Below are 26,652 nucleotides of genomic sequence, written 5' to 3' on the forward strand. Positions count from 1 at the left end.
GGGGGGACCCTGTGGGAGAGTAGGACGCCGCCGAACAATCATTGTGGGAAAGCCCCGCACCTTATGGTGCGGGGCTTTTCTGCGTTCCGGGCCAGAAATACGTAGGGTCGGGTACATGAGCTACGACCTGGTGATCTTCGACAACGACGGTGTGCTGGTGGACAGCGAGCCGCTCTCCAACACCATCCTTTCCGCGTACCTGACCGAGCTGGGACACCCCACCTCCTACGAGGATTCCCTGCGGGACTACATGGGGGCCGCGGTGCACCGGGTGCACGACACGATCCTGGAGCGGACCGGCGAGCGGCTCCCCGAGGACTTCGACGACACCCTGCACGCCCGGGTGTTCGCCGCCTTCGCGCGGGAACTGCGGCCCGTCCCGGGCGCCGTGGAGGTCCTGGAGGAACTCACCGCGCGCGGGATCCCGTACTGCCTGGCCTCCTCCGGGAGCCACGAGCGGATCCGGGTCGGGCACCGCACCACCGGACTCGACGAGTGGTTCGAGGAAGAGTGGATCTTCAGCTCCGAGGACGTCGGCAAGGGCAAGCCCGCCCCGGACCTGTTCCTGCACGCCGCCGCGCGCATGGGTGTGGAGCCCGGGCGCTGCGTCGTCGTCGAGGACAGCCCGCTCGGGGTGCGGGCGGCCCGGGCCGCCGGGATGGACGTCCTGGGCTTCACCTCGATGACCCCGGCCGAACGGCTCGCGGGCGCCACCGGCCTGTTCGGCGAGATGAAGGAACTCCCGGGGCTTCTCCAACTCGATATGTGATCGCTCTACCCACGGGTAGCACCCGCGCCTACGCTGAGCCGCCATGACAGCAGACGTGCGGCTGCGCCGTGGACGAGGGTCCCTGGGCTTCAGCTTCTTCGTGCAGGGCGTGACCTTCGCCCTGCTGGTGACCCGGATCCCCGCGATCCAGAGCCAGTACGGGATATCCGACGGCCTCCTGCCCGCCTTCCTCGCCGCCGTCCCCGTCCTCGCCGGGGTGGCGAGCGTGGGGACCGAGCACCTGGTGAAGCGGGTGGCGCCCAGCACCGTACTGCGCTGGGCGCAGCCGCTCGTCCTGCTCGCGCTGCTCGGCGCCGGGGCCGGGACGCGGATGTGGCACGTCGCCCTGGCGCTCGGTGCGTTCGGGCTGGCGGTGGGTGCGCTGGACGCCTCGATGAACATGCTCGGGGTCAGCCTCCAGCAGGCCTACGGCCGCAGCATCATGCTGGGCTTCCACGCCTCGTACAGCCTCGGCGGGATCGTCGGCGCGTCCGCCGCGTGGGCGGGCGCGCACTGGGACCTGTCCCTCTTCACCAGCTACCTGCCGGCCGTGGTGGTCCTGCTGCCGCTCGCCTTCGTGGGCAGCCGGTACTACGTCGACCAGCGCGCGGCCGACGGGGGCGGGAGCGGACCGGGCGCCGGCGGATCCGCGCAGGCGGCGAAGGGCTTGGGCGACGGCGGGTTCAAGCTGCTGCTGCCGCTCTGCCTGGTGATGGCCTGTGCCTACATCGGGGACTCGACCGTCTCCAACTGGGGCGCCAAGTACCTCAAGGACGTGCTCGGCAGCTCCGAGCAGCTCTCCACCGTCCCCTACAACGTCTACATGGTGATGACCCTGATCGGCCGGGCCGTCGGTGACCTCGGGGTGCGCCGCTTCGGCGCGGTGGCCGTCGTGCGAGCCGGGACGGTCATCGCCGCGGGCGGCTTCGCCGTGGTGGCCGGAGCGCCCGGGGCGTGGATCGGGATGCTCGGCTTCACCCTGCTCGGGATCGGGCTCTGCGTGATCGTGCCGCAGACCTTCGCCGCGGCGGGCCGTCTCTTCCCCACGGCCTCCGACACGGCCATCGCGCGGCTCAACATCTTCAACTACGTCGGGTTCCTGGTCGGGGCTCCGCTGGTGGGCGCGCTCGGCGACGCCTGGAGCTACCGGGGGGCCATGCTCGTCCCGATGGCGTTGGTCCTCGTCACACTCCTCTACGCCCGGTCGTTCGCCGCGGAGGGCGCCCGATACGGTGGCGGGCATGAGCGGCGAGTCGGTGTCAGGGCTGTTGATGTGGGACGAGGCGGTCACGAGGTATGACTTCGGGCCCGGCCATCCGATGGATCCGGTGCGCCTGGCGCTGACCATGGGTCTGGTGCGGGCCTTCGGGCTCGACCGGGAGGTGGTGGTGCGCGCCGGGAAGCCGGCCGGTGACTCCACGCTGCGGCTGGTCCACCGCGAGGACTACGTCGCCGCGGTGCGGGAGGTGTCCGCCGACCCCGGGGTCGCCGACGGTTCGTACGGTCTGGGCACCGTGGACGATCCGGCCTTCCACGGGATGCACCAGGCGTCGGCGCTGATCGCCGGCCAGTCGGTGGCGGCGGCGGAGGCGGTCTGGCGCGGGGAGGCGGCGCACGCCGTGAACTTCGCGGGCGGGCTGCACCACGCGATGCCGGGCGGCGCGGCCGGCTTCTGCGTCTACAACGACGCCGCCCTCGCGATCGCGCGGTTGCTGGAGCTGGGGGCCGAGCGGGTCGCCTACGTCGACGTGGACGTGCACCACGGGGACGGGGTGCAGGAGGCCTTCTGGGACGACCCCCGGGTGCTCACGGTCTCCCTCCACGAGCATCCGCGGACCCTGTTCCCGCAGACCGGCTGGCCCGAGGAGACCGGGGGGCCCGCCGCCGAGGGCTCGGCCGTGAACATCGCGCTCCCGGCCGGGACCGGGGACGAGGGGTGGCTGCGGGCCTTCCACGCGGTGGTGCCGGAGCTGCTCGCGGACTTCCGGCCGCAGGTGCTGGTGACCCAACACGGCGCCGACACGCACTTCGAGGATCCGCTGGCCCACCTCGCGGTGTCGCTGGACGCCCAGCGGGCCGTGCAGGAGGCCTGCCACGAGCTCGCCCACGCCCATGCGGACGGGCGGTGGCTCGCCCTCGGCGGCGGTGGTTACGCGATCGTGGACGTCGTGCCGCGCTCCTGGACGCACCTGGTCGCGATCGCCGCGCACCGGCCGCTCGACCCGGAGTCGGCCGTCCCGGCGTCGTGGCGCGACGAGGCGTACGCGCGGACGCGGCAGTTGGCCCCGGCCCGGATGACGGACGGGCGCACGCCCGAGTGGCGGGATTGGGAGTCGGGTTACGATCCGGCGGACCGGATCGACCAGGCGGTGCTGGCGACCCGGCGGGCGGTCTTCCCGCTGCGCGGGATGCTGACCTGACCGAGCGCCGGCAGGGGTCTCCGCGCAAGTGCGACATTAGGCCAACTGTGGGGCGCTTTCCCTGAATTGATGATCCGTCGGATCGGGTGCGGCAGCATCGGAGGGGTGTTGAGCACCGGCGCCCTGCGTGCGCATCTGCTGGCCGCCCGGTTGGCCGGGCCCGTCGCCACCTCCCGTGAGGAGAGCCTGCGCAGCTACCGGCTGTTCGCGGCGCGTGATCCGCGGGCGCTGCTCGGGCTGGACCCGTACGGGGGGTGGGCGCAGCCCGATCTGCTGCGGCTGATGGCGGACCGGTGCGGGGTCTCGGCGGATCCCGGGCACGTCAGCGGCCCGGACGTGATCGATCCCGAGCGGACGCTGGCCGGGCTGGACGCCTTCGCGGGGAGGTTGCGCGAGGCGGCGCTGACCCGGGCCCCGGTGCTGTTCGGCACCGGCCATCCACACCGACTCCTGGGCTTCTACGCCACATTGGCCTGTGCCCTGTCGGCGGTGGGATGTGTTGTCCTCACCCCGGCGCAGGGGGTGTCCGTGGACATTCCCACGCGGTTCGGCGTACGTACGCACCGCCTTGAGTACGTACGGGGGGTCGCGCTGGTACGGGAGCCCGGCGCGCGTCAGGTGGGGGGCGCCACCGGCGCACACAGTCATTCGCCGCTGCCGGTTCGGATCGCGCTGGGCGCCCTGGCGGAGGCCGGGGGGCCGCTTCCGGAACTGGTGGTGGGAGATCACGGTTGGGTCTGCGGGGCAGGTCAGCTGGGCTTCACGGCCATCGGGCTGGCGGATACGGACGACCCCGCGCCCTTCGTCGGGGAGGCCGAGGGGAGCGTATGCGCGGTGGTTCCGCTTGATGACGCGGTGCGCTCGGACTACTACCGTCCGCTCACGCGGTACGTGTTGGGGCGGGCGGGGCTCGCGGGCTGAGGTGTGGCCGGGACTGGTGCCTGTAGCTCCTCTTCCCCACTCGTATCACCCGCCCCTACTCTGGGGAGTGAGCGTGCGACGACGGGGTGTAACCGGAGGGGAAGCCGGTGCCCGTCATGCGCGGAAGGTCAAAGGTGTGTCATGGCTGCTGGCGAGAGGCCTCTCAGTGAGGTTCAGTTCCTGACCGTGGCGGAGGTCGCCTCGGTGATGCGAGTGTCGAAGATGACCGTGTACCGGCTGGTGCACAACGGTCATCTGCCCGCGATCCGGGTGGGCCGGTCCTTCCGGGTCCCCGAGAACGCGGTCCACGAGTACCTCCGAGAGTCCTATGTGGGGGTGGAGTCGGCCTGAGACTGACGTCCCCGGACACCCTCGGCCACCCTCGGATTACGGGCTCAGAGTTCTGGCGGGTAGGCTAGGCCGACGTAGGTCGTGTGGGCCCAGACGCCCCGCACCGATCCCCGCTAGCGTGGGGATGTTCCGAGAAGTGAGCGAGGGTAGTCGTGGGCTCTGTTATCAAGAAGCGGCGCAAGCGGATGGCGAAGAAGAAGCACCGCAAGCTGCTCAAGCGCACCCGCGTCCAGCGCCGTAACAAGAAGTAAACGGCAGCTGTACGTGTTTTCCACAGCCCCTCCACCATCCTGGTGGAGGGGCTGTGGTGCAGCCGGGGGACGACGAGGGAGGCGCTGAGCAGTGGGGAAGGTCGTGCTCGTGACCGGGGCAGCCCGGCAGCTGGGAGGCCGCTTCGTACGCCGGATCCAGCGCGACCCGGAGGTCGAGCGGGTGATCGCGGTGGATGCGAGCACTCCGCCGCACCGGCTGGGGTCGGCCGAGTTCGTCCGGACGGACATCCGGCAGTCGGCGATCGCCAGGGTGCTGGCCGAGTACGCCGTGGACACCGTGGTGCACCTCGCGGTCACCGGCGGCGGTGGCGTGGGCGCGGGCGGCGCGGGGAGCGCCGTGAAGGAAACGAACGTCATCGGGACGATGCAGCTCCTCGGGGCCTGCCAGAAGTCCCCGACGGTGCGGCGCCTGGTCGTGAAGTCCAGTACGAGCGTGTACGGGGCGGCGCCCCGGGACCCGGCCGTCTTCAGCGAGACCACGCAGCCCAAGTCCCTGCCCGCCCTGGGCTTCGCGAAGGACGCGGTCGAGGTCGAGGGGTACGTGCGGGGCTTCGCGCGCCGACGGCCCGACGTGGCCGTGTGCGTCCTGCGCTTCGCCAACATCCTGGGGCCCTTCGCGGATTCGGCGCTCGCCGAGTACTTCTCGATGCCGGTCATGCCGACCGTGCTGGGCTATGACCCGAGGCTCCAGTTCGTCCACGAGGACGACGTGCTCGACGTGCTGCGGCTGGCGGCGGGGGAGCCCCGGCGCGGCACCCTGAACAGCGGGACCTTCAACATCGCGGGGGACGGCGTGCTGCTGCTGTCCCAGTGCTCGCGGCGCCTGGGTCGGCCCACGATCGCGCTGCCGCTGCCCGCGCTCACGTGGGTGGGCTCCGCGCTCAAGGCGGTCGGGGTCACCGACTTCTCGCCGGAACAGACCAGGCTGCTCACGCACGGGCGGGTCGTGGAGACCTCGCAGATGCGCGAGGTGCTGGGATTCAAGCCGATGTACACGACCGCCGAGACCTTCTCGGACTTCGCGCGCAGCCGCGGGAACGGGCTGCTGCCGCCGGAGCGGGCGGCGCGGGCCGTGGACCGGGTGGCGGGCGCGTTGAAGGTCGACGTCGCCGTGGCAGGAACGGGGTCCGGAGCCGGATCCGCGGCCGAAGAGGGAGCGCAGCGATAGTGGCGGACGCCAAGGTCATTCCGTTCGACGAGGACCGTCCGCGGCGGCGGGCCCGGCGGGTCCGCGCGGTCACCGCACCCGATGCCGGGGCGGGGCCCGTCGGGGACGCCGGGTCCGCGGCGGCCGATCCGGACGCGGTGTCGGGCGGGGTGTCCGCCGTGCCCGCGCCGGCCGCCCCGAGCGGGTGGGAGCGGCGGCTCGCGGGCGGGCTGGCCTTCCTGCGGCGCCGGGTCACCGGTGACTACGAGGTCGACGACTTCGGGTACGACAAGGAGCTGACCGATCAGGTCCTGATGTCGGTGCTGCGGCCGGTGTACGACAAGTACTTCCGGGTCGAGGTCAAGGGCATCGAGAACATCCCGAAGGAGGGTGGCGCGCTGATCGTGGCCAACCACTCCGGGACGCTGCCGTTGGACGGCCTGATGATGCAGGTCGCGGTGCACGACCACCACCCGGCGCAGCGGCACCTGCGACTGCTCGCGGCGGACCTGGTGTTCATGCTGCCGGTGGTCAACGAGCTGGCGCGCAAGGCCGGGCACACCCTGGCGTGCGCGGAGGACGCGCAGCGGCTGCTGGAAGCCGGGGAGCTGGTCGGGGTGATGCCCGAGGGCTTCAAGGGGATAGGGAAGCCCTTCGAGGACCGCTACAAGCTCCAGCGGTTCGGGCGCGGGGGTTTCGTGTCGACGGCGCTGCGGGCGGGGACGCCGATCGTGCCGTGCTCGATCGTGGGGGCGGAGGAGATCTACCCGATGATCGGCAACGCCAAGACGGTCGCGCGGCTGCTCGGGATCCCGTACTTCCCGATCACCCCGACCTTCCCGTGGTTGGGGCCGCTGGGGGCGGTGCCGCTGCCGACGAAGTGGACGATCCAGTTCGGTGAGCCGATCGCCACGGACGGGTATCCGCCGGAGGCGGCGGAGGACCCGATGCTGATGTTCAACCTGACGGACCAGGTGCGGGAGCAGATCCAGCACACGCTGTACAAGCTGCTGGTGCAGCGGCGGTCGGTCTTCTTCTAGGCTTCTGGGCTTCTCGGCGCGCCCATGGGAACGTGCCGAGGCGCGGCGCAGCGCCGACGGGGCGTGGTGCCCCGCCGGCGCTGCCGCCTTGCGACCTCCGCGGCGTCGGTCCGCGTCAGTCGGCGTTCTCGCCCTTGATGCCCAGCCCCGGCAGCAGGCCCGGGAGCAGGGGCGGGAGGGTGATCTCCGGGTGCGGGATCTCCGGGGCGACCGGCGGCAGTTGGTCGCTGCCCGCCCCCGGCGGGTTGAGCAGGCCGTCGGCGCCGCCGATGAGGCCGCCGGTGCCCGCGGACGGGGAGCCCGAGGGAGACGGCGCGGGAGCCGCGGAGCCGCCGGACGGGCCGGTGCCCGTGGCCGGGGGCGCGGAGTGCTGCTTGCCGCTGGTGCCGGGCTTCGCCGGGGTGCCGGACGAGCCCGGTCCGCGACTCTGTTCCGGCGGCTTGGGCAGCAGCCCCTGGTACGGCTCGACGTCATCGTCTATGGCCTGGAAGACCGACGTGACCTGTTCTCCCACGTCCGTGAGCTGGACCGGGAGCTTCTCGCGGAGCCTTCCCCACGCGTCGCGGTGGGAGCGGGAGAAGGACGACAGGGTCTGGATGGGACCGAGCGAGCCGTCCCGTTCGTGGGCCGACTGGAGGAGCCGGTGGCCCTCCTCCGCGTCGTGCTTCATGCCCGCGAGGGCCCGGCGGATCTCGCCCAGCACCTCGTGGTCCAGGGAGCCCGGCGACCTGCCGCGCTCCATCAGCCGACGGGCCTCCGACAGGCGGTTCGAGGCCTGGTCGAGATAGAGCTCGCCCCGGTCCGAATCGTCGTCGGCCATGCCCAGCTTGATGTCCTCCATGCCCAGTTTGACCGGGTAGAGGGAGTCACCGGGCAGGGCGTCGGTGCTGGCAGCGGCCACTCCGCTGAAGGCTCCCGCGGCCACACCGACCGTGAGGCCGCCCGCTGCGATGCCCTTGGACCAGCGGGAGCGGGGCCGCAATTTCCGGAGCGAGGTCGCCCGGTGGGCGCCGCGACCGGTCCGCTGTTCGGGCACCTGAGGGTCGGAGGCGGCACCGCCCCCCGACCTCTCCTCCATCACCATGGTCTCCATGGCGGCCACGAGCTGCGCTCGTTGCACCACTTTGACGTCGGCGTCCATCTGCGGGCGTGGCATTTCGCCGAGCGCGCTCGCCAGGGCCAACAACCGGTCGCAGTCGGCAGGTTCGGCAGGTGCCTCGGACTGCTCGGCCGCCGGCTCCGGTTCCGAGGGTTCGGACGGGGTCCGATCCTCCAGGGCCTGGGCGAAGGCGTTCGCCCGCCGGTGCGGAGAAACGTTCGCGATCACTGGCGGCACCTCCTCTCGTCATGACGATCGACTCCCCGGGGTGTCCGGAAGGTTGCCTTCCTTGAGCGGATCCACCCTTTCGGGTGATCGCCTTCGGGCAGGGCATGTCCACAGGGAGCCTGCATTCCGCACAACGAGCGACGCGGCACTTGGGTTACGGACGAAGGATGATCGGACCACAGCGTCATGGTCAGCGGGCGTCGTCCGGGAGGAGTCGGGCCAGGGTCCGGACCGCCCGGTACTGCAGGGTTTTGATCGCGCCCTCGTTCTTCCCCATCACCCGGGCCGTCTCGGCGACCGAGAGGCCCTGCAGGAAGCGCAGGGTCACGCACTCCTGCTGTTGGGGATTGAGCTTGCGCACGGCCTCCAGCAGCGCCGCGTTGGAGAGGGACTCCAGGACGGAGTCCTCGGGGCTGCGCTCCACCTCGTTGGCGTCCAGCATCTCGCCGGTCGTGACTTCGAGGCGGAAGCGGCTGGACTTGAAGTGGTCCGCCACCAGGTTGCGCGCGATCGTCACGAGCCAGGCGCCGAAGTCGCGGCCCTGCCAGGTGAAGGTGGAGATGCGGCGCAGCGCGCGCAGGAAGGTCTCACTGGTGAGGTCCTCCGCGGTCGCCTTGCCGCCGACGCGGTAATAGATGTAGCGGTAGACGGTGTCGCTGTACTGGTCGTACAGCCGACCGAAGGCATCGGCCTCACCGGCCTGGGCGCGCTCGACCAGGTCCATCATCCGGGCGCTGTCGCTGTCCGCGGTGGGACGGCGGGCGGTCGGCGTGGTCGTACCGGTGCCACTGCTTGATCCGGTTGATCCGGCGCCCGCGCGGCCGCGTCTGCCCACGGTCGCTCCGCCATCCGTCAGGGCATAGCAAGGACCTACGGGGCCGAGGCCGGCGGGGACCGAGGCGGCGAAAACGGGGACGGCGTACGCGGTGGGGACGAAGCCACGCAGGTGGTCGAAGACCGTTGCGCGCAGCGTAGCCAGGCCCGAGGCGTCAACCCCGACAGGTGGGTACACGAGACTCCCAGAGGCAGAGCTTCCATCACGTGCAGTGCGGGACCGTTCACTCGTCGTGGCGACGAATGGGCGGTGGCATGCGTTTGAGGAGAATAACGCTTCGTACAGGCAGCGCTACACCTAGTTGCTCAAATCACCGGTTCCGTCGCTTCTGTTGCGTGTCCAGGGCATATTCAGTCGCACTCGGTGATCAGATATTGATCACTTCTGCACGCGGAATGGTGGCTTCCAGGGCGGCTCACGACCGAGTCGGGCATGCCGGAATGCCGCGCCCGGAGCGCGGGTAGACGGTGGGAATGCCCGTCGCGGGCCCGGGATCCGGGCGTGCGGGGCGTGTCGGACGGGCGGGACGCCCGTGGTTGCCGCAGGAGGGCCCGCCGCGGGCTACTTGCGGCGGCGGTGCAGGGCGATCGCGGCGGCCGCGCCGCCCGCGATCGCGCCGACCCCGGCGGCCGCCGGGACGCCGACCTTCACGGCCTTGCGGCCGGTGCGATAGTCGCGCAGTCGCCAGTCGTGCGCCCGGGCATGCTTGCGCAGTTTCGTATCGGGATTGATCGCATACGGATGTCCGACCAGTGACAGCATCGGAATGTCGTTGTGCGAGTCGCTGTACGCGGCGCAGTGCGCGAGGTCCAGGCCCTCGGCGGCGGCCAGCGCGCGCACGGCCTCGGCCTTGGCGGGGCCGTGCAGCGGTTCGCCCACGAGGCGGCCGGTGTAGATGCCGTCCACGGATTCGGCGACGGTGCCGAGCGCTCCGGTCAGGCCGAGCCTGCGGGCGATGATCGTGGCCGTCTCGACCGGGGCGGCCGTGACGAGCCACACCTTCTGGCCCGCGTCGAGGTGGGCCTGGGCCAGGGCGCGGGTGCCCGGCCAGATCCGCTCCGCCATGTACTCGTCGTAGATCTCCTCGCCGATCGACATCAGCTCGGAGACCCGGTGGCCCTTGACGATGGACAGGGCGCTGTCGCGGGCGTCCTGCATGTGCTCGGGGTCCTCGACCCCGGCGAGCCGGAACCACGCCTGCTGCCAGGCGAAGCGGGCCAGCTCGCGGCGGCGGAAGAACTCGCGCTTGTAGAGGCCGCGGCCGAAGTGGAAGATCGCGGCGCCCTGCATGACGGTGTTGTCGAGGTCGAAGAAGGCGGCGGCGAGCTCGTCGCCGGCGACCGGGAACTCGGGCTCGACGGGCTCGACCGGCTCCGAGGCCTCGGCGTCCTGTGCGGCGGCGGTGTCCTGCGGGTCCACGGAGTCGAGGGAGAAACCGATCGCGGCCGGATCGTCGGCCAGCGCGGTCTTGCGGGCGGCCTCGGCAGAGGCCTCGCCGGCGAGCACGCTCCGCGCGGTGGCGGAGCGCCTACGGGGGGTGAGCCATCCCAGAGCGGCCATGACGCGAGCATAGCCACTGTGTTCGGAACTTCCCGAACCCGCCGGATTCCGGGGCGTGAACAATGGGTGCATGAGCCCTTTGCTGCGCCGCAAGGAAAAGAAGAGTCCGGCAGAGCGGATGGTCACCTTGATCGGTAAGCCCGGGTGCCATCTCTGTGACGACGCCCAGGAAGTGATCGGGAAAGTGTGCGCCGACACCGGTGCGCAATGGGAGAAGAAGGACATCTCACAGGACGAGGAGCTGTACCGCTTGTACTGGGAGCAAATTCCGGTGGTCCTGATCGATGGCGAACAGCACACCTTCTGGAGGGTGAACCCTGACCGGCTCCGTCGGGCGTTGGGGGGCTGACCCCTTCGCCGGTTACCATCGTGGGCGATTTATGGGGTCTCGGGGGCGTATCGATGAGGGATGTGTACGGTTTTGCCCCCTTCGGGATTTGAACGGGTTCGGCGCGGCGGTGGTTCCGCGTCGAGGTGCCCGGGGCGCGTGACCCCGGTCACTTTGCTCGGACAAATTGGACACTATCTTTGTGCACGCGTTCACAAAGACATAGCCTGCTTCCGACGGGGTGGTCCTGGGACAAGAGGCCACCTGCAGCCCCGCTCATCCCGCAGGAGCATCGTGGCAACTGGCCGAACTCACCGACCGGCGACCCGCAGCCGAGGTATTCCCGAGGCCACTGTCGCCCGGCTTCCGCTGTACTTGCGCGCCCTCACGGCGCTCTCGGAGCGCTCGGTACCCACGGTGTCCTCCGAGGAACTGGCGGCCGCCGCCGGAGTCAACTCCGCGAAGCTCCGCAAGGACTTCTCCTACCTGGGCTCCTACGGCACCCGCGGCGTCGGGTACGACGTGGAGTACCTCGTCTACCAGATCTCCCGCGAGCTCGGGCTGACCCAGGACTGGCCGGTCGTCATCGTCGGCATCGGTAACCTCGGCGCCGCCCTCGCCAACTACGGCGGCTTCGCCTCGCGCGGCTTCCGCGTGGCCGCGCTCATCGACGCCGACCCGGCCATGGCCGGGAAGCCGGTCGCGGGCATGCCGGTCCAGCACACCGACGAGCTGGAGAAGATCATCTCGGAGAACGGCGTCTCCATCGGGGTCATCGCGACCCCGGCGGGCGCCGCCCAGCAGGTCAGCGAGCGGCTGATCGCGGCCGGAGTGACCTCCATCCTGAACTTCGCGCCGACCGTGCTGTCGGTGCCCGAGGGCGTCGACGTGCGCAAGGTCGACCTCTCGATCGAGCTGCAGATCCTCGCCTTCCACGAGCAGCGCAAGGCCGGCGAGGGCGCCGCCGCGGCCGCGGCCGCCGACGAGGGCGCCGTCCCCGCTCCGCCGCAGCCGGCCGCCACCCGCGCCCCGGCCGCCTCCGCCGCCCCGACGCGCAAGAGCGGCCCGGAGGGCGACGTACCGGCGGTGATGCCGGCATGAGTCTGCTCGTCGTAGGGCTGAGCCACCGCAGCGCGCCCGTCAGCGTGCTGGAGCGGGCCTCGCTCTCCACCGATGCCAAGGCGAAGCTGCTGCACGACACCCTGGCCGCCGAACCGGCGACCGAGGCGGCCGTGCTCGCCACGTGCAACCGGATCGAGCTGTACGCCGACGTGGACAAGTTCCACGCCGGTGTCGCCGAGCTGTCCACGCTCCTGGCGCAGCACAGCGGTGTCGCGCTGGAGGAGCTCACCCCCTATCTCTACGTGCACTACGAGGACCGGGCCGTCCACCACCTCTTCTCGGTGGCGTGCGGGCTGGACTCGATGGTCGTCGGCGAGGGCCAGATCCTCGGGCAGATCAAGGACGCCCTCGCGCTGGGGCAGGAGCTGCACACCGCCGGGCGGCTGATCAACGACCTCTTCCAGCAGGCCCTGCGGGTCGGCAAGCGGGCGCACTCGGAGACCGGCATCGACCGGGCCGGGCAGTCGCTCGTCACCTTCGGGCTGGAGCAGCTGGCCGTGCGGGTGCCGGTGGCCGAGTGGGCCGTGGGCAAGCGGGCGCTGGTGATCGGCGCCGGGTCGATGTCCTCGCTGGCCGCGGCGACGCTGGCGCGGGTCGGGGTGGCGGAGATCGCCGTCGCGAACCGGACCGCTGCGCGGGCCGACCGGCTGGTGGAGATCCTGCGGGCCGGGGGCGCGGACGCGCGGGTCGTTGCGATGGCCGACGTGGCCGTCGAGCTGACACGAGTCGACGTGGTCGTGTCCTGTACCGGGGCCACGGGTCTCGTGCTGACCGGGGACGACGTGGTCGGGGCGCTGGCCAAGGGTGACGCCGAGGCGGGCAGCGCCCTGCGGGCGCCCCGGGGCTCGGCCCCGGACCCCGCGCCTCACACTCCCCCAGCTACCGCTGGGAGGGGCCCCCGGGCGGGGCTGCACACACAGCTCGGGAACGCCGAGGTCGTCGCGCGGCTCGTGGCCGCGGCTGAGGGCGGGGGGCGGATCGCGGACGCCGGGGCCGCGCGGACGTTGACCGCGGCGGCCGTGGCCGACCGGGACGGGTGTCCCGTCGGGCTCGACGCGCTCGCCGCCGACCCCGCGCGCAGCGCCGACGGGCGCTCCGCGCTCACCGGGGTCGACGCGACCGCACTCGAACTCCACGGCACCTGGGCCGACCAGGGCGAGGCCGCCGCGCAGCGACAGCCGCGCCGCACCGGGCGGGCCCCGGACGCGCGGGCCGACGTACGGCTCGCGCTGCTGGACCTGGCGATGCCCCGCGACATCGACGCCGCCGTGCACCGGATCCCCGGGGTGCGCCTCGTCGACATCGAGTCGCTCGCCGAAGCCTCCGCCGACGCGCCGATGGCCGCCGACGTGGACGCCGTGCGCACCATCGTCGCGGACGAGGTGGCCGCCTTCGGGGCGGCCCAGCGCGCGGCGCACATCACCCCCACCGTCGTCGCCCTGCGCGCGATGGCCGCCGAAGTGGTGGCCATGGAAGTGGCGCGGCTCGACGGCCGGGTACCCGATCTCGACGAGCGGCAGCGGGCCGAAGTGACCCAGACCGTGCGCCGCGTCGTCGACAAGCTCCTCCACGCGCCGACCGTGCGCGTCAAGCAGCTCGCGAGCGAGCCCGGCGGCGCCGGGTACGCGGAGGCGCTGCGCGAACTCTTCGACCTCGACCCGCAGACGGTGGCATCCGTCAGCCGGGCTGACGCGGCCGATCCGAAGAACGACGACGACCCAGGACGGGCATCATGAACTCACGTCCCGACCAGCCGCTCCGGCTTGGGACACGGCGCAGCAAACTGGCCATGTCCCAGTCGGGACACGTCGCCGAAGCGGTCCGTGCCGTCACCGGCCGGCCCGTCGAACTCGTGGAGATCACGACGTACGGCGACGTCTCCAAGGAACTGCTCGCGCAGATCGGCGGGACCGGTGTGTTCGTCACCGCGCTGCGCGACGCGCTGCTGCGGGGCGACGTCGACTTCGCCGTGCACTCGCTCAAGGACCTGCCGACCGCGCAGCCCGAGGAGCTGGTGATCGCCGCCATGCCGCAGCGCGAGGACGCGCGCGACGCGCTCGTGGCGCGCGACGGCCTGACCTTCGAGCAGCTGCCCGACGGCGCGCGCATCGGTACCGGTTCGCCGCGCCGCATGGCCCAGCTGAACCACTACGCCCGCGCGCTGGGCAAGGTCATCGAGACCGTCCCGATCCGCGGCAACGTCGACACCCGCATCGGCTTCGTCCACAGCGGCGAGCTCGACGCGGTGGTCCTGGCCGCCGCCGGGCTCAACCGGATCGGGCGCGGCGACGAGGCGACCGAGCTCCTGTCGGTCGACAACGTCCTGCCCGCACCCGGCCAGGGGGCCCTCGCGGTCGAGTGCCTCGCGTCCAACGCGGACCTCGTCGCCGCGCTCGGTGAGCTCGACGACCCGTACACGCGGGCCGCCGTCACCGCCGAGCGTTCCCTGCTCGCCGCCCTGGAGGCCGGCTGCAGCGCCCCCGTGGGCGCGCTCGCCGACCTGCTGGCCGACGGGCAGATTGTCAATGAAATGCGCCTGCGCGGCGTCGTCGGAACGCTCGACGGCTCGACGCTGGTGCAGCTGTCCACCACCGGACCCGTCCCCCACTCGTACGAAGAGGCAGTGGCGCTCGGCCGCGAACTCGCGGACGAGATGCTGGCCAAGGGCGCGGCCGGTCTGATGGGGGAGCGATCCCTGTGAACCCCTCACGTCCCACCACTCCCGCCTTCGCGGCCGTTCCCGCGCACGGGCAGGTCATCTTCCTCGGTGCCGGTCCGGGCGACCCGGGTCTGTTGACCCTGCGCGCGGTCGAGGCCCTCGCGGCCGCCGACGTTCTGGTCGCGGAGCCGGAGGTGCTGGAAGTCGTCCGTACGCATGCGCGCACGGGTGTCGACACGCCTCAACTGACGGTCGCCGACGAGAAGTCGGCGGCCGCCGGGGTCCCGGTCATCCGGGATGCGGCCAATATTGTCATGGAGGCCGCGCGCTCCGGCAGGCGGGTCGTCCGTGCGGTCGCGGGCGACCCCGGCCTCGACGGGAACGCCGCCGAGGAGATGCTGGCCTGCATCAACGAGGGCATCACCTTCGAGGTCGTGCCGGGCGTCGCGAACGCGGTCGGCGTGCCCGCCTACGCCGGTGTGCCGCTGCGCGGCACGTCCGGTGCGGACGTGCGCTTCGTCGACGCGAAGAACGCCTCGTCGCGCTGTTGGTCCGAGGTCGGCACCAGCGACGGGATCGTCGTGGTCTCCGCGACCCTGGAGACCGTCGCGGCCGCCGCCGCCGAGCTGGTGAGCGCCGGGCGCAAGCCCGACACCGAGCTGACGGTCACCGTGGGCGGTACGACGACCCGCCAGCGGACCTGGACCGCGACCCTGGGCACCATCGCCCAGGTGTTCAAGCAGGGCAAGGTGCTCCCCTCGCCCGAGGGCTCCCGGCCGGTCATAGCCGTGGTCGGTGAGCACGGCGCCGCCGCGCGGCGCGAGGAGATGGCCTGGTTCGAGTCGAAGCCGCTGTTCGGCTGGCGGGTGCTCGTTCCGCGGACGAAGGAGCAGGCCGCCTCGCTCTCCGACCAGCTGCGTTCCTACGGCGCGGTGCCGCACGAGGTGCCGACCATCGCCGTGGAGCCGCCGCGCACCCCGCAGCAGATGGAGCGCGCGGTGAAGGGCCTGGTGACGGGCCGCTACGAGTGGATCGCCTTCACGAGCGTCAACGCGGTGAAGGCGGTGCGGGAGAAGTTCGAGGAGTACGGGCTCGACGCGCGCGCCTTCGCGGGCATCAAGGTCGCCGCGGTGGGCGAGCAGACCGCCGCCGCGCTGGTCGAGTTCGGCGTGAAGCCGGACCTGGTGCCGAGCGGCGAGCAGTCGGCCGCGGGCCTGCTGGAGGACTGGCCGCCCTACGACCCGGTCTTCGACCCGATCGACCGCGTCTTCCTGCCGCGCGCCGACATCGCGACCGAGACGCTGGTCGCCGGCCTGATAGAGCTGGGCTGGGAGGTCGACGACGTCACGGCCTACCGGACCGTGCGCGCGTCGCCGCCGCCGGCGGACACCCGCGAGGCGATCAAGGGCGGCGGCTTCGACGCGGTGCTCTTCACCTCGTCGAGCACCGTGCGCAACCTGGTCGGCATCGCCGGCAAGCCGCACAACGTCACGGTCATCGCCTGCATCGGTCCCGCGACGGCGAAGACGGCGGAGGAGCACGGCCTACGGGTCGACGTCCTGTCGCCCGAGCCGAGCGTCTCCAAGCTGGCCGAGGCCCTGGCCGAGTACGGCGCGGCGCGCCGCGACGCGGCCAAGGAGGCCGGTGAAGTGGTGTGCCGGCCGAGCGAGCGTCGGCCGGGGGCGCGGCGTCGCCGTACGACCTGACGGTCGGATCAGTTCGCGAAGTGGGGCCCGGGCGCGGTGTGCGCCCGGGCCCCACTGGCATGCTCAGGCCATGGATGAGCTGATCGCGGCGGTGGCGGCGTACGACCACGAGGCGGCCGGGGCGCTGGTGGCCGCCGGGGCGGATCCGTGCCGGGTGCTGCCCGACGGGACGACCCCGCTGCTGCGGGCCGTCGAGGGCGGCTCCCCGGCGATGGTGTCGGCGCTGCTGCACGCCGATCCGGGGGCGCGCTGGCCCGAGCCGGAGCGGGAGCGGCTGCTGGGGGCGGCCCGCCGGTGGTCGGAGGCGGGCGCGGAGGCGGAGCTGCGGCGGCTGACGGGGGCGCGGGGGCCGGTGGGCGTGCGCGCCGTCGAGGAGGAGTGGGCCGACATCGAGGAGTTCACCCTGGGGGGCTCGACGGTGCGGGACGGGCACCTGGGCGTGCTGACGGCGCTGGAGCGGGCGTTCGGCATCGTGACGCCGCTGGAGGAGCTGATCGACCGGGCGGCCCGGTACCCGGACCCGTGCCACGCGGTGTGGGCCGAGTCCCGGACCGCGGTGACGCTGGGGCCCCTGGTGCGGAGCCCGGACGAGGTGATGGCCTTCCGGGAGCACCCGTCGCCCGGCCACCGGCGCTTCGTGATCGACTACTTGGTGTCCCGGGACGGGTGCGCGGTCCTCGGCATGGACTTCATCACGGAGGAGGACTGGGCGCAGGAGCGCCGGGTGCTGTTCGCCTGGGCGGCCACGGAACCGGACGGGGGCGTGCTCGCCGCGGTCCTCGGTGCCCTGGCGGGCGAAGTGGACCCGGACACCGAGGTGGCGGCCCTGCCGCACGCGGCCCATCCCGACCCCCGGGTGCGCCGCGAGGTGCCGCAGTGCATGCACCGGCACGGGGTCCCGCTGGGGCCCGTGGCCAGGGCGGCCCTGCACGTCCTGGCGGGCGATCCGGACGCGGGGACGCGGTGCGCGGCGGCCGGGGTCCTCAGTCACGCGCGGGAGTCGACGCCCCGTACCCGAGAGGTGCTGCTCGGGCTCCTGGGCGACCCCGAGCACGCCGTACGCCGCGCCACCGCCAAAGCGCTGGCAGGGTCGCGGCACCAGGACACGGAAGCGGTCACGCGGGCGCTGCTGGCCCTGCTGGACGAGGAGGACCAGCTGCTGCGCCTGGAGGGTGCCTTCGGGCTGGCGCTGCGGGACGACCCGCGCACCCCGGAGGCGTACGAGCGGGTGGGCCCGCTGGGCCCGGAGTTCGAGCACGACTACCGGGCCGACGGGCTGTGGCGCTGGAAGGTCAGGCAGCGACCCAACGAGTGAGGTCGGCCCAGGTCGCGGGGCTGACGGCCAGGGTGGGGCCGTCGGTGAGCTTGGAGTCCCGGACGTGGACCGTGTCCGAGCCGGTGCCGGTTGCGACTTCGAGGCACTGGCCGCCTTGGTCGCTGCTGTAACTGGACTTGAACCACGTCAGTGGGGTGCTCATGCCTCTCCTAGCAGCCGATCCAACAGGTCCTTCGTCTCAGCGAAGTTGAGGGCCTGTGACCGCAGCATCGCATATTTCTGAGTGAGGATGCTGACCTCGTTTGGGTCGCGCACGAGGAAGCTGCCGCGCTGTGTTTCGGAGTACGCGAGGTGCTGGAACTCGGGTGTCTCCAGAAGGGTGAACGGGCCGGAGAGGCCAGCGTGACTGGTCACACCCTGCGGGAGGACCTGGAGGCTGAGGCCGGGGGAGTCGGCGCACACGCGCAGGTGGCGCAGTTGCTCCCTCCATACCCCTTCGCCGCCCAGCCGGTCCCGGAGGACGGGCTCCCACATGACGAAGCTGAGGGTTGGCGGAGTGGGCCGGTGCAGGATCTCCTGCCGCTTCATCCGAAGGGCGGTCTGGAGCTCTATCTTTTCCTGGCCGAGGTACGGGACGTGGCATCCGAAGACCGCGCGGGCGTAGTCCTCCGTCTGGAGCAGGCCCGGGACGATCAGAGTGTCGTACCAGGACAGGGCGAGGGCCTCCCGCTCCCGGTCCATGTATTCCTCGGCCCAGGCCGGGACCATGTCGACCTCGGGCAGCTTGTTCGCCGCGACGGTGAGGACCCCGGGGAGGCCGAGGACCCGGTCCATCCGCTCGGCGACGTTCGGCATGAGGACCCGGCGGCCCTGCTCGATCGAGGCAAGGGTCTCGACATCGATATGCACTTCTTCGGCGAGGGCGCGCTGGGTCATTCCCTTGGAGATGCGGGCCGCGGCGACCTGGGCCCCGACCATCATCATTGCGGTGGCGTTGGGCCTCGGGGCCCTCGTGCGTGGTGGCATGTCAGATGAACTCCCCGCTCGTGCGCGCGAGATATCCGTACCAACCCGTACTCATGAAGGAGTACGGGTTGCTCGACTCCTCCACGCTAGTCACGCACCGCGACCATCGCCTCGTGAACGTGGAAATGGACGTCGCCGTGCTGCGTGAGCGGGTCTACCCCCGCAGCCGCCAAACCGTGCGCTCTGCCAGGGAGTTCGCCCGTGTCACATTGCACGCGTGGGGTGTCACGCATCGCCAGGACGAGATGTTGCTCTGCGTGAGCGAGCTGGTCACCAACGCCCTGGTGTACGGGGTCCCGCCCGGTCGCGGGTACCGGCTGCGGCTGCTGCGGTGCGGGGGCTTCGTACGGGTCGAGGTGCACGACAGCGGTGGCGGGCGGCCGTCGGTCCAGGACCGGGACGTGGACGCCGAGGGCGGGCGCGGGCTGCTGCTCGTGGCGGCGGTCGCGGACCGGTGGGGGGTCGGGGTGCGGGTGCCGGGGAAGGTGGTGTGGTGCGAGTTCGGGCTGGCGGAGGGTGGCCCGGGGGACCCCCTAGGCTGGGTGGCGACTGCTGTCGATGCTCGAAGAGGCGACTGAAGATGAGCGCGTACGGATCCTTCCCCGGCTCGCGGCCCCGCAGGCTGCGCAGCACCCCCGCCATGCGGCGGATGGTCGCGGAGAACCGGCTGCACCCCTCGGACCTGATCCTGCCGGCCTTCGTCCGGGAGGGCATCAGCGAGCCGATCGCGATCTCGGCGATGCCGGGCGTGGTGCAGCACACCCGGGACACGCTGCGGAAGGCCGCCGCGGAGGCCGTCGAGGCGGGCGTCGCGGGGATCATGCTCTTCGGCGTTCCGGCGGACGAGAACAAGGACGCGCTCGGGACGGCCGGCACGGAGCCCGACGGGATCCTGCAGGTGGCGATCCGGGACGTGAAGGCCGAGGTCGGGGACGAGCTCGTCATCATGTCGGACCTGTGCCTGGACGAGTACACCGATCACGGGCACTGCGGGGTGCTGGACGAGCACGGTCGGGTCGACAACGACGCGACGCTGGAGCGGTACGCCGAGATGGCGCAGGTCCAGGCCGACGCGGGCGTCCACGTTGTGGGCCCCAGCGGCATGATGGACGGTCAGGTCGGTGTGATCCGCGACGCGCTGGACGAGACGGGCCACGAGGACGTCGCGATCCTGGCGTACACCGCGAAGTACTCCTCCGCCTTCTACGGTCCCTTCCGCGAGGCCGTCGGCTCCTCGCTCCGGGGCGACCGCAAGACGTACCAGCAGGACCCGGCGAACTCCCGAGAGTCGCTGCGCGAGCTGGCGCTCGACCTCGAAGAGGGCGCCGACATGGTCATGGTGAAGCCCGCCGGGCCCTACCTGGACGTGCTGTACCGGGTCGCGCAGGCCGTGGACGTGCCGGTGGCCGCGTACCAGATCAGCGGTGAGTACGCGATGATCGAGGCGGCGGCGGAGAAGGGCTGGATCGAGCGCGACCGCGCCGTCCTGGAGGCGCTGACCGGCATCAAGCGGGCGGGCGCCGACACGATCTTGACCTACTGGGCGACCGAGGTCGCGGGCTGGTTGCGCGAGGCGCGCTGAGCGGCTCCCGCCGTCAGATCTCGCTTTCTCAACGGGCCCGGCGCGGGCCACACTTGGACTCATGACCGGTGACGAGTCCGCCCCCGCGCCGGAGCCCTTCGAGTACCTGGAACGCGTCCAGTGGCAGGCCTTCCGCCGGGCGTGCGCCACGATGCGGCTGCACGACGCGCTCCAGCGCCGAATATGGGCCTTCCGGGCGCCGAGGGTGGAGGCGCTGGGCTGGTTCCCGGACGAGGGCGGGTCGGCGGAGCTGACCGGGTACCTGGCCCGGCTGGGCGCCGAATGCGCCGTGTACGTGAGGGAGTCGGCCGGTCCGTGGCCGCCGACCGGGGTCGGGCCGCGCGGTCGCGGGGCCGGTGGCGGGCCCGGTGGCGGGCGGCTGGTGGTGGCGGCCGCCGTCTGGCCGCGGGCGGGGCTCTCGGGGCTGCGGATCGCCGCCTACGGGCGGGACCGCTCGCTGGAGGAGGTCGCCACGGACGGCGTGCGGCTGGAGGACACCCACCTCGACGTGCCGTGGCTGCGGGCCTGCCTGCCGGGGCGGCCGGAGCGGCTCCCGCCGCGGGTGGTGGAGCGCTGGCGCCGGGCGGCCTCGGCCCGCTTCGACTGGCTCTAGCGCGGGGCGGGGCGCAGGCTGGAAGGACAGAGCCCTGGAGGTGGTGCGTCATGTCCACGCTCGCCGGATGGCATGTGGAACTGGAATTCACCGAGGACGGCCACCGCACCAACGCGGCGGCGCTGCTCAGGCTGGCCGACGGCTCGGAAGTGAAGGGGCGCGGCTACGCCATGCGACACCCCTCCGACCCGGAGCAGCTGAGGGTCGGAGAGGAGATCGCGGGCGCGCGGGCGCTGATGGACATCGCGTCCCAGCTGCTGCAGAAGGCGCACGGCGAGATCGACGCGGCGACCGGCCGGCACTCCTACCCGCTCAACCACTGAGGCGCGGGGCGGGCTACTGCGGCATCGAGGCCGTGATGACGGAGAAGGCGCCGCCCTGGGGGTCGGCGAGGACGGCCATGCGGCCCGCCGCCATGTCGAAGGCGGGGGCGAGGACGCTGCCGCCGGCGCGGACCGCGGCGGCCTGGACCTCGTCCACGTTGTCGACGTGGAAGTAGGCCTGCCAGTGCGGGGGGACGCCGGGCGGGAGCGAGGACAGGTCCATCATCCCGCCGACCTCGCGGCCGTCGACCTTGAACTCGATGTAGCCGTCGGCCCCCGGCATCTCGGAGGGGGCCGTGGTGACGGGCAGGACGGACGAGTAGAACGCCGCGGCGGCCGCGAGGTCGGAGGTGACCAGCTCGTTCCAGATGAGCGCCCCGTGCTCGTTGACGATGCCCGCGCCGTCGAAGGTGCCGGGCTGCCACAGGCCGACGACCGCGCCCGTCGGGTCGGCGACGACTGCCATCCGGCCGAGGTCCATGACGTCCATCGGGCCCATCATGACCGTGCCGCCGCCGTCGGCGACGGACTTGAGGGTGCCGTCGATGTTGTCCGTGGACAGGTACGTCGTCCACACGGTCGGCGGCATCGGGTCGGGCACGCTGCCGTCCGGGTTCGACGCCTTCATGATGCCGGCGACGGGCTTGCCCTTGAGGGTGCAGACGGAGTAGCCGCCGGTCTCGGGCGGGCCGACCTCGCCCTGCCAGCCGAGGAGGTCGCAGTAGAAGTCGAGGGCGGCCTGCTGGTCGGGGACCATCAGGTCGATCCAACACGGGGTGCCGGGCTTGTAGGGGCCGCTCATGTCGGGCACGGATGCCTCCGGGTGGGGACTGCTCGGGGATGGACGGCCGGTCCCCTACCCACCCTGAACCGACCGAACCGGGCCGTACGGGTGAGGGTGCGTGCTAGCAGAATGCTGGCACTGCCACTATTCTTGTCGCATGGCTACCTTGTACGTACGTGACCTGTCCGATGAGGCGCTCGCCGAGCTGAAGATACGAGCCGCCCGTAGCCGTCAGTCGCTCCAGGCGTACGCCCGGACCCTGCTGGAGGAGGAGGCCGCGACGCCCTCCGTCGAGGACGTCGTGGCGCGGATCCGCTCCCGGGTATCGGCCGAGCTGAGCGTGGACGAGGTGCTCGGCGACGTCGATGCCGGACGGCGGCGCGAATGATCGTGATCGATGCGAGCGCCGTCGTCATGCTGGTCGCGGACGCGGGGCCGGTGGGCGAGGCGGTGCGCGCACGGGTCGTCGGAGAGCGGCTCGCCGCCCCCTACCTGCTCGACGTGGAAGTGACGCAGGCACTGCTCGGCCGCCACCGGGGAGGAAAGCTCTCCGCCCGTCAGCTGGACGCGGCCTGGGACGACTTCGCTTCTCTGCCGGTCAGACGGATGGAGCACCTCCCATTTCTTCCCCGGGTGCGCGAGCTGTACGCGAACCTCTCCGCGTACGACGCCACCTACGTGGCCCTGGCCGAGGGACTCCAGGTGCCGCTCGTCACCTGCGACGCACGGATCGCCCGTTCCGGGAGCGCCCGGTGCAAGGTCGAGGTCTTCGGCGCGCCGTAGGACGACGGAAGGCCCCGCCTCCCAGTGGGGGGGGGCGGGGCCTTCGCGTGTCGGGGGTCCGTCAGAGCTTCTCGGGGGTGCGGATGCCGAGGAGGGACATGCCCTTGGCGAGGGTGGCGGCGGTCAGGTCGGCCAGGAAGAGGCGGTTCTCGCCGACGGCGAGCTCCGGCTCGGGCTTGATGACCGGGCACTGCTCGTAGAAGGTGCTGAACAGGGAGGACAGCTGGTAGAGGTACGCGGCCACCTTGTGCGGGGCGTACTCCGCGGCGGCCTCCTCGATCAGCTCGCCGAAGCCGTCCAGGTGCAGGCCCAGCGCGCGCTCGGCCGGGGCCAGCTCCAGCTCCGGGTGGGCCAGCGGGGCGCGCTCGCCCGCCTTGCGCAGGATGGAGCGGATGCGGGCGTAGGCGTACTGGAGGTAGACGGAGGTGTCGCCGTTGAGCGAGACCATCTGGTCCAGGTCGAACTTGTAGTCGCGCGCGGCGGAGGTGGACAGGTCCGCGTACTTCACCGCGCCGATGCCGACGTACTGGCCGTTCTCGACGATCTCGGCCTCGGTCAGGCCGACCTTCTCGGCCTTCTCGCGCACGACCGCGGTCGCCCGCTCGACGGCCTCGTCGAGGAGGTCCACCAGCCGGACGGTCTCGCCCTCACGGGTCTTGAACGGCTTGCCGTCCTTGCCGAGGACGGTGCCGAAGGCGAGCTGGACGGCCTTGGTGTCCTCGTTCAGCCAGCCGGCGCGGCGGGCCGTCTCGAAGACCATCTTGAAGTGCAGGGACTGGCGCGCGTCCACGACGTACAGCAGGGTCGAGGCCTTGAGGTCGCCCACCCGGTCGCGGATCGCGGACAGGTCGGTCGCGGCGTAGCCGAAGCCGCCGTCGGACTTCTGGACGATCAGCGGGGTCGGGTTGCCGTCCGGGCCCTTGACGTCCTCGAAGAAGACGCACAGCGCGCCGTTGGAGCGGACGGCGACGCCCGACTCCTCCAGCAGGCGGCAGGTCTCCACCAGCATGTCGTTGTAACCGGACTCGCCGACCACGTCGGGGTCCTGGATGTCCATGTCCAGCTTGTTGAAGACGGAGTAGAAGTAGATCTTCGACTCGTCGACGAAGCGCTGCCACAGGGCCAGGGTCTCGGGCTCGCCCGCCTGGAGGTCCACCACCCGGGCGCGGGCGCGGGTCTTGAACTCCTCGTCGGAGTCGAAGAGGACGCGCGAGGCCTTGTAGAGGCGGTTCAGGTTCGACATGGCCTCCTCGCCGGAGACCTCCGCGTCGCCCTCGGCCTTGTGGTCCAGCTCGTGCGGGTGCTCCAGCAGGTACTGGATGAGCATGCCGAACTGGGTGCCCCAGTCGCCGATGTGGTGGCGCCGGATCACGGTCTCGCCGGTGAACTCCAGGATCTCGACCATCGCGGCGCCGATCACGGCGGAGCGCAGGTGGCCGACGTGCATCTCCTTGGCGACGTTCGGCTGCGCGTAGTCGATCACCGTCGTGCCCGGCTTCGCGGCGAGCGGGACGCCGAGGCGGTCGTCGGCGGCGCGGGCGGCCAGGGTCTCGACGATCGCGCGGTCGGTGATGGTGATGTTCAGGAAGCCGGGTCCGGAGACCTCGATCTCCTTGATCAGGTCACCGGTGGGAATGCCCTCGACCACGGTCGTCGCGAGCTCGCGCGGATTGGCCTTGGCCTTCTTCGCGAGCGCCAGGATGCCGTTGGCCTGGAAGTCGGCCCGGTCGCTTCGTCGCAGCAGCGGGTCGCTCGCACCGGCGTCCGGCAGGGCGGAGGCGAGTGCGTCGGCGACGCGCTGGTTGACGGAGGAAGCGAGGGAAGGGACCGAGGCCATGAGCTGCCGTTCCTGTGAGGGTGTACTTGAGTGCGCCACCGAGCGCACTTTGGGTGTTCCGACAAGGTCCGAGTATCCCACGCGCCCGCCTTCGGTTTCACGGGAGAAAACAACCTCGGAGCGCTCTGTTCCGTCTGGGATGATGGCCGAAGCCGGTATTCGATATAGAAGGACGTGACGTGGCTCAGAGCGCCCAGAGCACCACAGAGACCGACTGGGTCTCCCGTTTCGCGGACGAGGTCATCGCCGAGGCGGAGCGCCGAGCCCCGGGCAAACCTGTCGTCGTCGCGTCCGGACTCTCCCCCTCCGGCCCGATCCACCTGGGCAACCTGCGCGAGGTCATGACCCCGCACCTGGTCGCGGACGAGATCCGCCGCCGGGGCATCGAGGTCCGCCACCTGATCTCGTGGGACGACTACGACCGGTACCGCAAGGTGCCCAAGGGCATCCCCGGCGTCACCGAGGAGTCCCACGCCCAGCACATCGGCCGCCCGCTGACCGCCGTGCCCGCGCCCGAGGGCTCCGCGTACCCGAACTGGTCCGAGCACTTCAAGGCCGCCATGGTCGAGGCGCTGGCCGAGCTGGGCGTCGAGTACGACCCGATCAGCCAGACCGAGCAGTACACCGCCGGTACCTACCGCGACCAGGTGCTGTTCGCGATGAAGCACCGCGCCGACATCGACGCGATCCTCGACCAGTACCGGACCAAGCAGAAGCCGGGCGGCAAGAAGCCGCAGCAGAAGCAGGTCGACGAGGCCGAGCTGGAGGCCGCCGAGGGCTCGGGCGCCGCCGCCGAGGACGACGGCAGCGCGGACGGTACGGAGTACTTCCCGTACAAGCCGTACTGCGGCGAGTGCGGCAAGGACTTCACCACGGTGACGTCCTACGACGACGAGAGCACCGAGCTGACCTACGTCTGCACCGAGGACGAGTTCACCGAGACGGTCAAGCTCAGCGAGTTCAACCGCGGCAAGCTGGTCTGGAAGGTCGACTGGCCGATGCGCTGGGCCTTCGAGGGCGTGGTCTTCGAGCCCTCGGGCGTCGACCACTCCTCGCCCGGCTCGTCGTTCCAGGTCGGCGGCCAGATCGTGCACATCTTCGGCGGCGAGCAGCCGATCGGCCCGATGTACGCGTTCGTCGGCATCAGCGGCATGGCGAAGATGTCCTCCAGCAAGGGCGGGGTCCCGACCCCGGCCGACGCGCTGAAGATCATGGAGCCGCAGCTGCTGCGCTGGCTGTACGCCCGTCGCAAGCCGAACCAGTCCTTCAAGATCGCCTTCGACCAGGAGATCCAGCGGCTGTACGACGAGTGGGACAAGCTGGAGTCCAAGGTCGCCGACGGCAGCGTGCTGCCCGCCGACGCCGCCTCGCACGCGCGCGCCGTGCGGACCGCCGCCGGTGAGCTGCCGCGCACGCCGCGGCCGCTGCCGTACCGCACGCTCGCCTCGGTCGTGGACATCACGGGCGGGCACGACGAGCAGACGGTCCGGATCCTGAACGACCTCGACCCGGCGAACCCGCTGGGCTCGCTGGACGAGGTGCGCCCGCGCCTGGACCGCGCCGAGAACTGGATCAGCACCCAGGTCCCGGCCGACCAGCGCACGCTGGTGCGCGAGGAGCCCGACGCGGAGCTGCTCGGCTCGCTGGACGACGAGGGCCGGGAGTCGCTGCGGCTGCTGCTGGAGGGCCTGGACTCGCACTGGTCCCTCGACGGCCTGACCACGCTCGTCTACGGCGTGCCGAAGGTGATGGCGGGCCTGGAGCCGGACGCCAAGCCGACGCCGGAGCTGAAGGTCGCGCAGCGGACGTTCTTCGCGCTGCTCTACCGGCTGCTGGTGACCCGGGAGACGGGCCCGCGCCTGCCCACGCTGCTGCTCGCGGTCGGGGCGGACCGGGTGCGCAAGCTGCTCGCGGTCTGACCCGCCGTACGTACGCGAAAGGGCCCGCGTCCCCCGGTCGATCGGGGGGCTG

Annotated in this window: 28 protein-coding genes; 21 read left to right on the forward strand and 7 right to left on the reverse strand. The window is 71.7% G+C overall.

Going from position 1 to position 26,652, the window contains the following annotated elements; all coding sequences use genetic code 11:
• The first annotated feature begins 115 nt into the window (after positions 1-115).
• The 8 genes from ACFWAR_RS35195 to ACFWAR_RS35230 all read left to right on the forward strand — a co-directional run bounded on the left by ACFWAR_RS35195 (position 116) and on the right by ACFWAR_RS35230 (position 6,920).
• The gene (locus tag ACFWAR_RS35195; RefSeq protein ID WP_385786440.1) at positions 116-769 is read left to right on the forward strand and encodes an HAD family hydrolase; all 654 of its coding nucleotides are present in this window, start codon (positions 116-118) and stop codon (positions 767-769) included.
• Positions 770-812: 43 nt separating this feature from the next.
• Positions 813-2,069: an MFS transporter gene (locus ACFWAR_RS35200; protein ID WP_385786442.1), complete on the forward strand. Its 1,257-nt coding sequence runs from the start codon at positions 813-815 to the stop codon at positions 2,067-2,069.
• Positions 2,041-3,189 carry an acetoin utilization protein AcuC gene (locus ACFWAR_RS35205; RefSeq protein WP_385786503.1) on the forward strand — a complete coding sequence of 383 codons (1,149 nt, stop codon included), beginning with the start codon at positions 2,041-2,043 and terminating at the stop codon, positions 3,187-3,189. The genes ACFWAR_RS35200 and ACFWAR_RS35205 overlap by 29 nt, the downstream gene beginning before the upstream one ends.
• 105 nt (positions 3,190-3,294) lie before the next feature.
• Positions 3,295-4,110, forward strand: a complete 816-nt coding sequence (locus tag ACFWAR_RS35210; protein ID WP_385786445.1) for a phosphatase — start codon at positions 3,295-3,297, stop codon at positions 4,108-4,110.
• A gap of 141 nt (positions 4,111-4,251) precedes the next feature.
• The gene (locus tag ACFWAR_RS35215; protein ID WP_008738568.1) at positions 4,252-4,461 is read left to right on the forward strand and encodes a helix-turn-helix domain-containing protein; all 210 of its coding nucleotides are present in this window, start codon (positions 4,252-4,254) and stop codon (positions 4,459-4,461) included.
• Positions 4,462-4,613: 152 nt separating this feature from the next.
• On the forward strand, positions 4,614-4,712 hold the full coding sequence (locus tag ACFWAR_RS35220) for a 30S ribosomal protein bS22 (protein ID WP_003948845.1): 99 nt from the start codon (positions 4,614-4,616) through the stop codon (positions 4,710-4,712).
• Between the two features lie 91 nt (positions 4,713-4,803).
• Entirely contained in the window at positions 4,804-5,901 is a 1,098-nt protein-coding gene (locus ACFWAR_RS35225) for an NAD-dependent epimerase/dehydratase family protein (protein WP_385786448.1), read from the forward strand.
• Positions 5,901-6,920, forward strand: coding sequence for a lysophospholipid acyltransferase family protein (locus tag ACFWAR_RS35230; protein ID WP_385786451.1), 1,020 nt, complete (start codon positions 5,901-5,903; stop codon positions 6,918-6,920). Before ACFWAR_RS35225 ends, ACFWAR_RS35230 begins: the two co-directional genes overlap by 1 nt.
• Before the next feature lie 115 nt (positions 6,921-7,035).
• Here ACFWAR_RS35230 and ACFWAR_RS35235 read toward each other — a convergent pair whose 3' ends face one another.
• The 3 genes from ACFWAR_RS35235 to ACFWAR_RS35245 all read right to left on the reverse strand — a co-directional run bounded on the left by ACFWAR_RS35235 (position 7,036) and on the right by ACFWAR_RS35245 (position 10,642).
• Complete coding sequence (locus ACFWAR_RS35235; protein ID WP_385786454.1) at positions 7,036-8,247, reverse strand: DUF5667 domain-containing protein; 1,212 nt, start codon at positions 8,245-8,247, stop codon at positions 7,036-7,038.
• Positions 8,248-8,437: 190 nt separating this feature from the next.
• Complete coding sequence (locus ACFWAR_RS35240; RefSeq protein ID WP_354380351.1) at positions 8,438-9,259, reverse strand: ECF subfamily RNA polymerase sigma factor, BldN family; 822 nt, start codon at positions 9,257-9,259, stop codon at positions 8,438-8,440.
• Positions 9,260-9,643: 384 nt separating this feature from the next.
• Positions 9,644-10,642 (reverse strand): HAD family hydrolase, encoded by a 999-nt coding sequence (locus tag ACFWAR_RS35245; RefSeq protein ID WP_385786457.1) that lies wholly within the window; start codon positions 10,640-10,642, stop codon positions 9,644-9,646.
• A gap of 70 nt (positions 10,643-10,712) precedes the next feature.
• Here ACFWAR_RS35245 and ACFWAR_RS35250 point away from each other — a divergent pair, with 70 nt between their 5' ends.
• The 6 genes from ACFWAR_RS35250 to ACFWAR_RS35275 all read left to right on the forward strand — a co-directional run bounded on the left by ACFWAR_RS35250 (position 10,713) and on the right by ACFWAR_RS35275 (position 17,772).
• Complete coding sequence (locus ACFWAR_RS35250; protein ID WP_385786459.1) at positions 10,713-10,991, forward strand: glutaredoxin family protein; 279 nt, start codon at positions 10,713-10,715, stop codon at positions 10,989-10,991.
• A 273-nt stretch (positions 10,992-11,264) separates the two neighbouring features.
• A complete protein-coding gene (locus ACFWAR_RS35255) occupies positions 11,265-12,071 on the forward strand; it encodes a redox-sensing transcriptional repressor Rex (RefSeq protein ID WP_385786462.1) in 807 nt (268 codons plus the stop codon).
• A complete protein-coding gene (locus tag ACFWAR_RS35260; protein ID WP_385786465.1) occupies positions 12,068-13,828 on the forward strand; it encodes a glutamyl-tRNA reductase in 1,761 nt (586 codons plus the stop codon). Before ACFWAR_RS35255 ends, ACFWAR_RS35260 begins: the two co-directional genes overlap by 4 nt.
• Complete coding sequence (hemC, locus tag ACFWAR_RS35265) at positions 13,825-14,793, forward strand: hydroxymethylbilane synthase (RefSeq protein WP_385786468.1); 969 nt, start codon at positions 13,825-13,827, stop codon at positions 14,791-14,793. The genes ACFWAR_RS35260 and hemC overlap by 4 nt, the downstream gene beginning before the upstream one ends.
• Positions 14,790-16,457: a uroporphyrinogen-III synthase gene (locus ACFWAR_RS35270; protein ID WP_385786471.1), complete on the forward strand. Its 1,668-nt coding sequence runs from the start codon at positions 14,790-14,792 to the stop codon at positions 16,455-16,457. Before hemC ends, ACFWAR_RS35270 begins: the two co-directional genes overlap by 4 nt.
• A gap of 70 nt (positions 16,458-16,527) precedes the next feature.
• Positions 16,528-17,772 (forward strand): HEAT repeat domain-containing protein, encoded by a 1,245-nt coding sequence (locus tag ACFWAR_RS35275; RefSeq protein WP_385786474.1) that lies wholly within the window; start codon positions 16,528-16,530, stop codon positions 17,770-17,772.
• Here the strand turns inward: ACFWAR_RS35275 and ACFWAR_RS35280 are convergent.
• Both ACFWAR_RS35280 and ACFWAR_RS35285 read right to left on the reverse strand, forming a co-directional pair.
• Entirely contained in the window at positions 17,750-17,935 is a 186-nt protein-coding gene (locus tag ACFWAR_RS35280) for a DUF397 domain-containing protein (RefSeq protein ID WP_385786476.1), read from the reverse strand. The genes ACFWAR_RS35275 and ACFWAR_RS35280 overlap by 23 nt on opposite strands.
• Positions 17,932-18,669: a helix-turn-helix transcriptional regulator gene (locus tag ACFWAR_RS35285; RefSeq protein WP_385786479.1), complete on the reverse strand. Its 738-nt coding sequence runs from the start codon at positions 18,667-18,669 to the stop codon at positions 17,932-17,934. The genes ACFWAR_RS35280 and ACFWAR_RS35285 overlap by 4 nt, the downstream gene beginning before the upstream one ends.
• A 215-nt stretch (positions 18,670-18,884) precedes the next feature.
• On the opposite strand from ACFWAR_RS35285, the gene ACFWAR_RS35290 reads away from it, so the two are divergent.
• From ACFWAR_RS35290 to ACFWAR_RS35305, 4 genes are all read left to right on the forward strand, one after another.
• Positions 18,885-19,337: an ATP-binding protein gene (locus ACFWAR_RS35290; RefSeq protein WP_385786506.1), complete on the forward strand. Its 453-nt coding sequence runs from the start codon at positions 18,885-18,887 to the stop codon at positions 19,335-19,337.
• A 2-nt stretch (positions 19,338-19,339) separates the two neighbouring features.
• On the forward strand, positions 19,340-20,341 hold the full coding sequence (hemB, locus tag ACFWAR_RS35295) for a porphobilinogen synthase (protein ID WP_385786482.1): 1,002 nt from the start codon (positions 19,340-19,342) through the stop codon (positions 20,339-20,341).
• A gap of 61 nt (positions 20,342-20,402) precedes the next feature.
• Complete coding sequence (locus ACFWAR_RS35300) at positions 20,403-20,954, forward strand: hypothetical protein (RefSeq protein WP_385786485.1); 552 nt, start codon at positions 20,403-20,405, stop codon at positions 20,952-20,954.
• 50 nt (positions 20,955-21,004) lie between these two features.
• Entirely contained in the window at positions 21,005-21,277 is a 273-nt protein-coding gene (locus tag ACFWAR_RS35305; protein ID WP_385786488.1) for a DUF1876 domain-containing protein, read from the forward strand.
• Positions 21,278-21,290: 13 nt separating this feature from the next.
• Here ACFWAR_RS35305 and ACFWAR_RS35310 read toward each other — a convergent pair whose 3' ends face one another.
• Positions 21,291-22,079, reverse strand: a complete 789-nt coding sequence (locus ACFWAR_RS35310) for a VOC family protein (protein ID WP_385786509.1) — start codon at positions 22,077-22,079, stop codon at positions 21,291-21,293.
• A gap of 139 nt (positions 22,080-22,218) precedes the next feature.
• Between ACFWAR_RS35310 and ACFWAR_RS35315 the strand changes: the two genes are divergently transcribed.
• On the forward strand, positions 22,219-22,449 hold the full coding sequence (locus ACFWAR_RS35315) for an antitoxin (RefSeq protein ID WP_385786491.1): 231 nt from the start codon (positions 22,219-22,221) through the stop codon (positions 22,447-22,449).
• A complete protein-coding gene (locus ACFWAR_RS35320; protein WP_385786494.1) occupies positions 22,446-22,844 on the forward strand; it encodes a type II toxin-antitoxin system VapC family toxin in 399 nt (132 codons plus the stop codon). The genes ACFWAR_RS35315 and ACFWAR_RS35320 overlap by 4 nt, the downstream gene beginning before the upstream one ends.
• 61 nt (positions 22,845-22,905) lie before the next feature.
• Here ACFWAR_RS35320 and argS read toward each other — a convergent pair whose 3' ends face one another.
• The gene (gene argS / locus ACFWAR_RS35325) at positions 22,906-24,681 is read right to left on the reverse strand and encodes an arginine--tRNA ligase (RefSeq protein ID WP_385786497.1); all 1,776 of its coding nucleotides are present in this window, start codon (positions 24,679-24,681) and stop codon (positions 22,906-22,908) included.
• 179 nt (positions 24,682-24,860) lie between these two features.
• Between argS and lysS the strand changes: the two genes are divergently transcribed.
• The gene (gene lysS, locus ACFWAR_RS35330; protein ID WP_385786500.1) at positions 24,861-26,600 is read left to right on the forward strand and encodes a lysine--tRNA ligase; all 1,740 of its coding nucleotides are present in this window, start codon (positions 24,861-24,863) and stop codon (positions 26,598-26,600) included.
• Positions 26,601-26,652 lie beyond the last annotated feature (52 nt).

Origin of the sequence: Streptomyces sp. NPDC059917 (assembly GCF_042730635.1) — a bacterium.
Classification (GTDB): domain Bacteria; phylum Actinomycetota; class Actinomycetes; order Streptomycetales; family Streptomycetaceae; genus Streptomyces.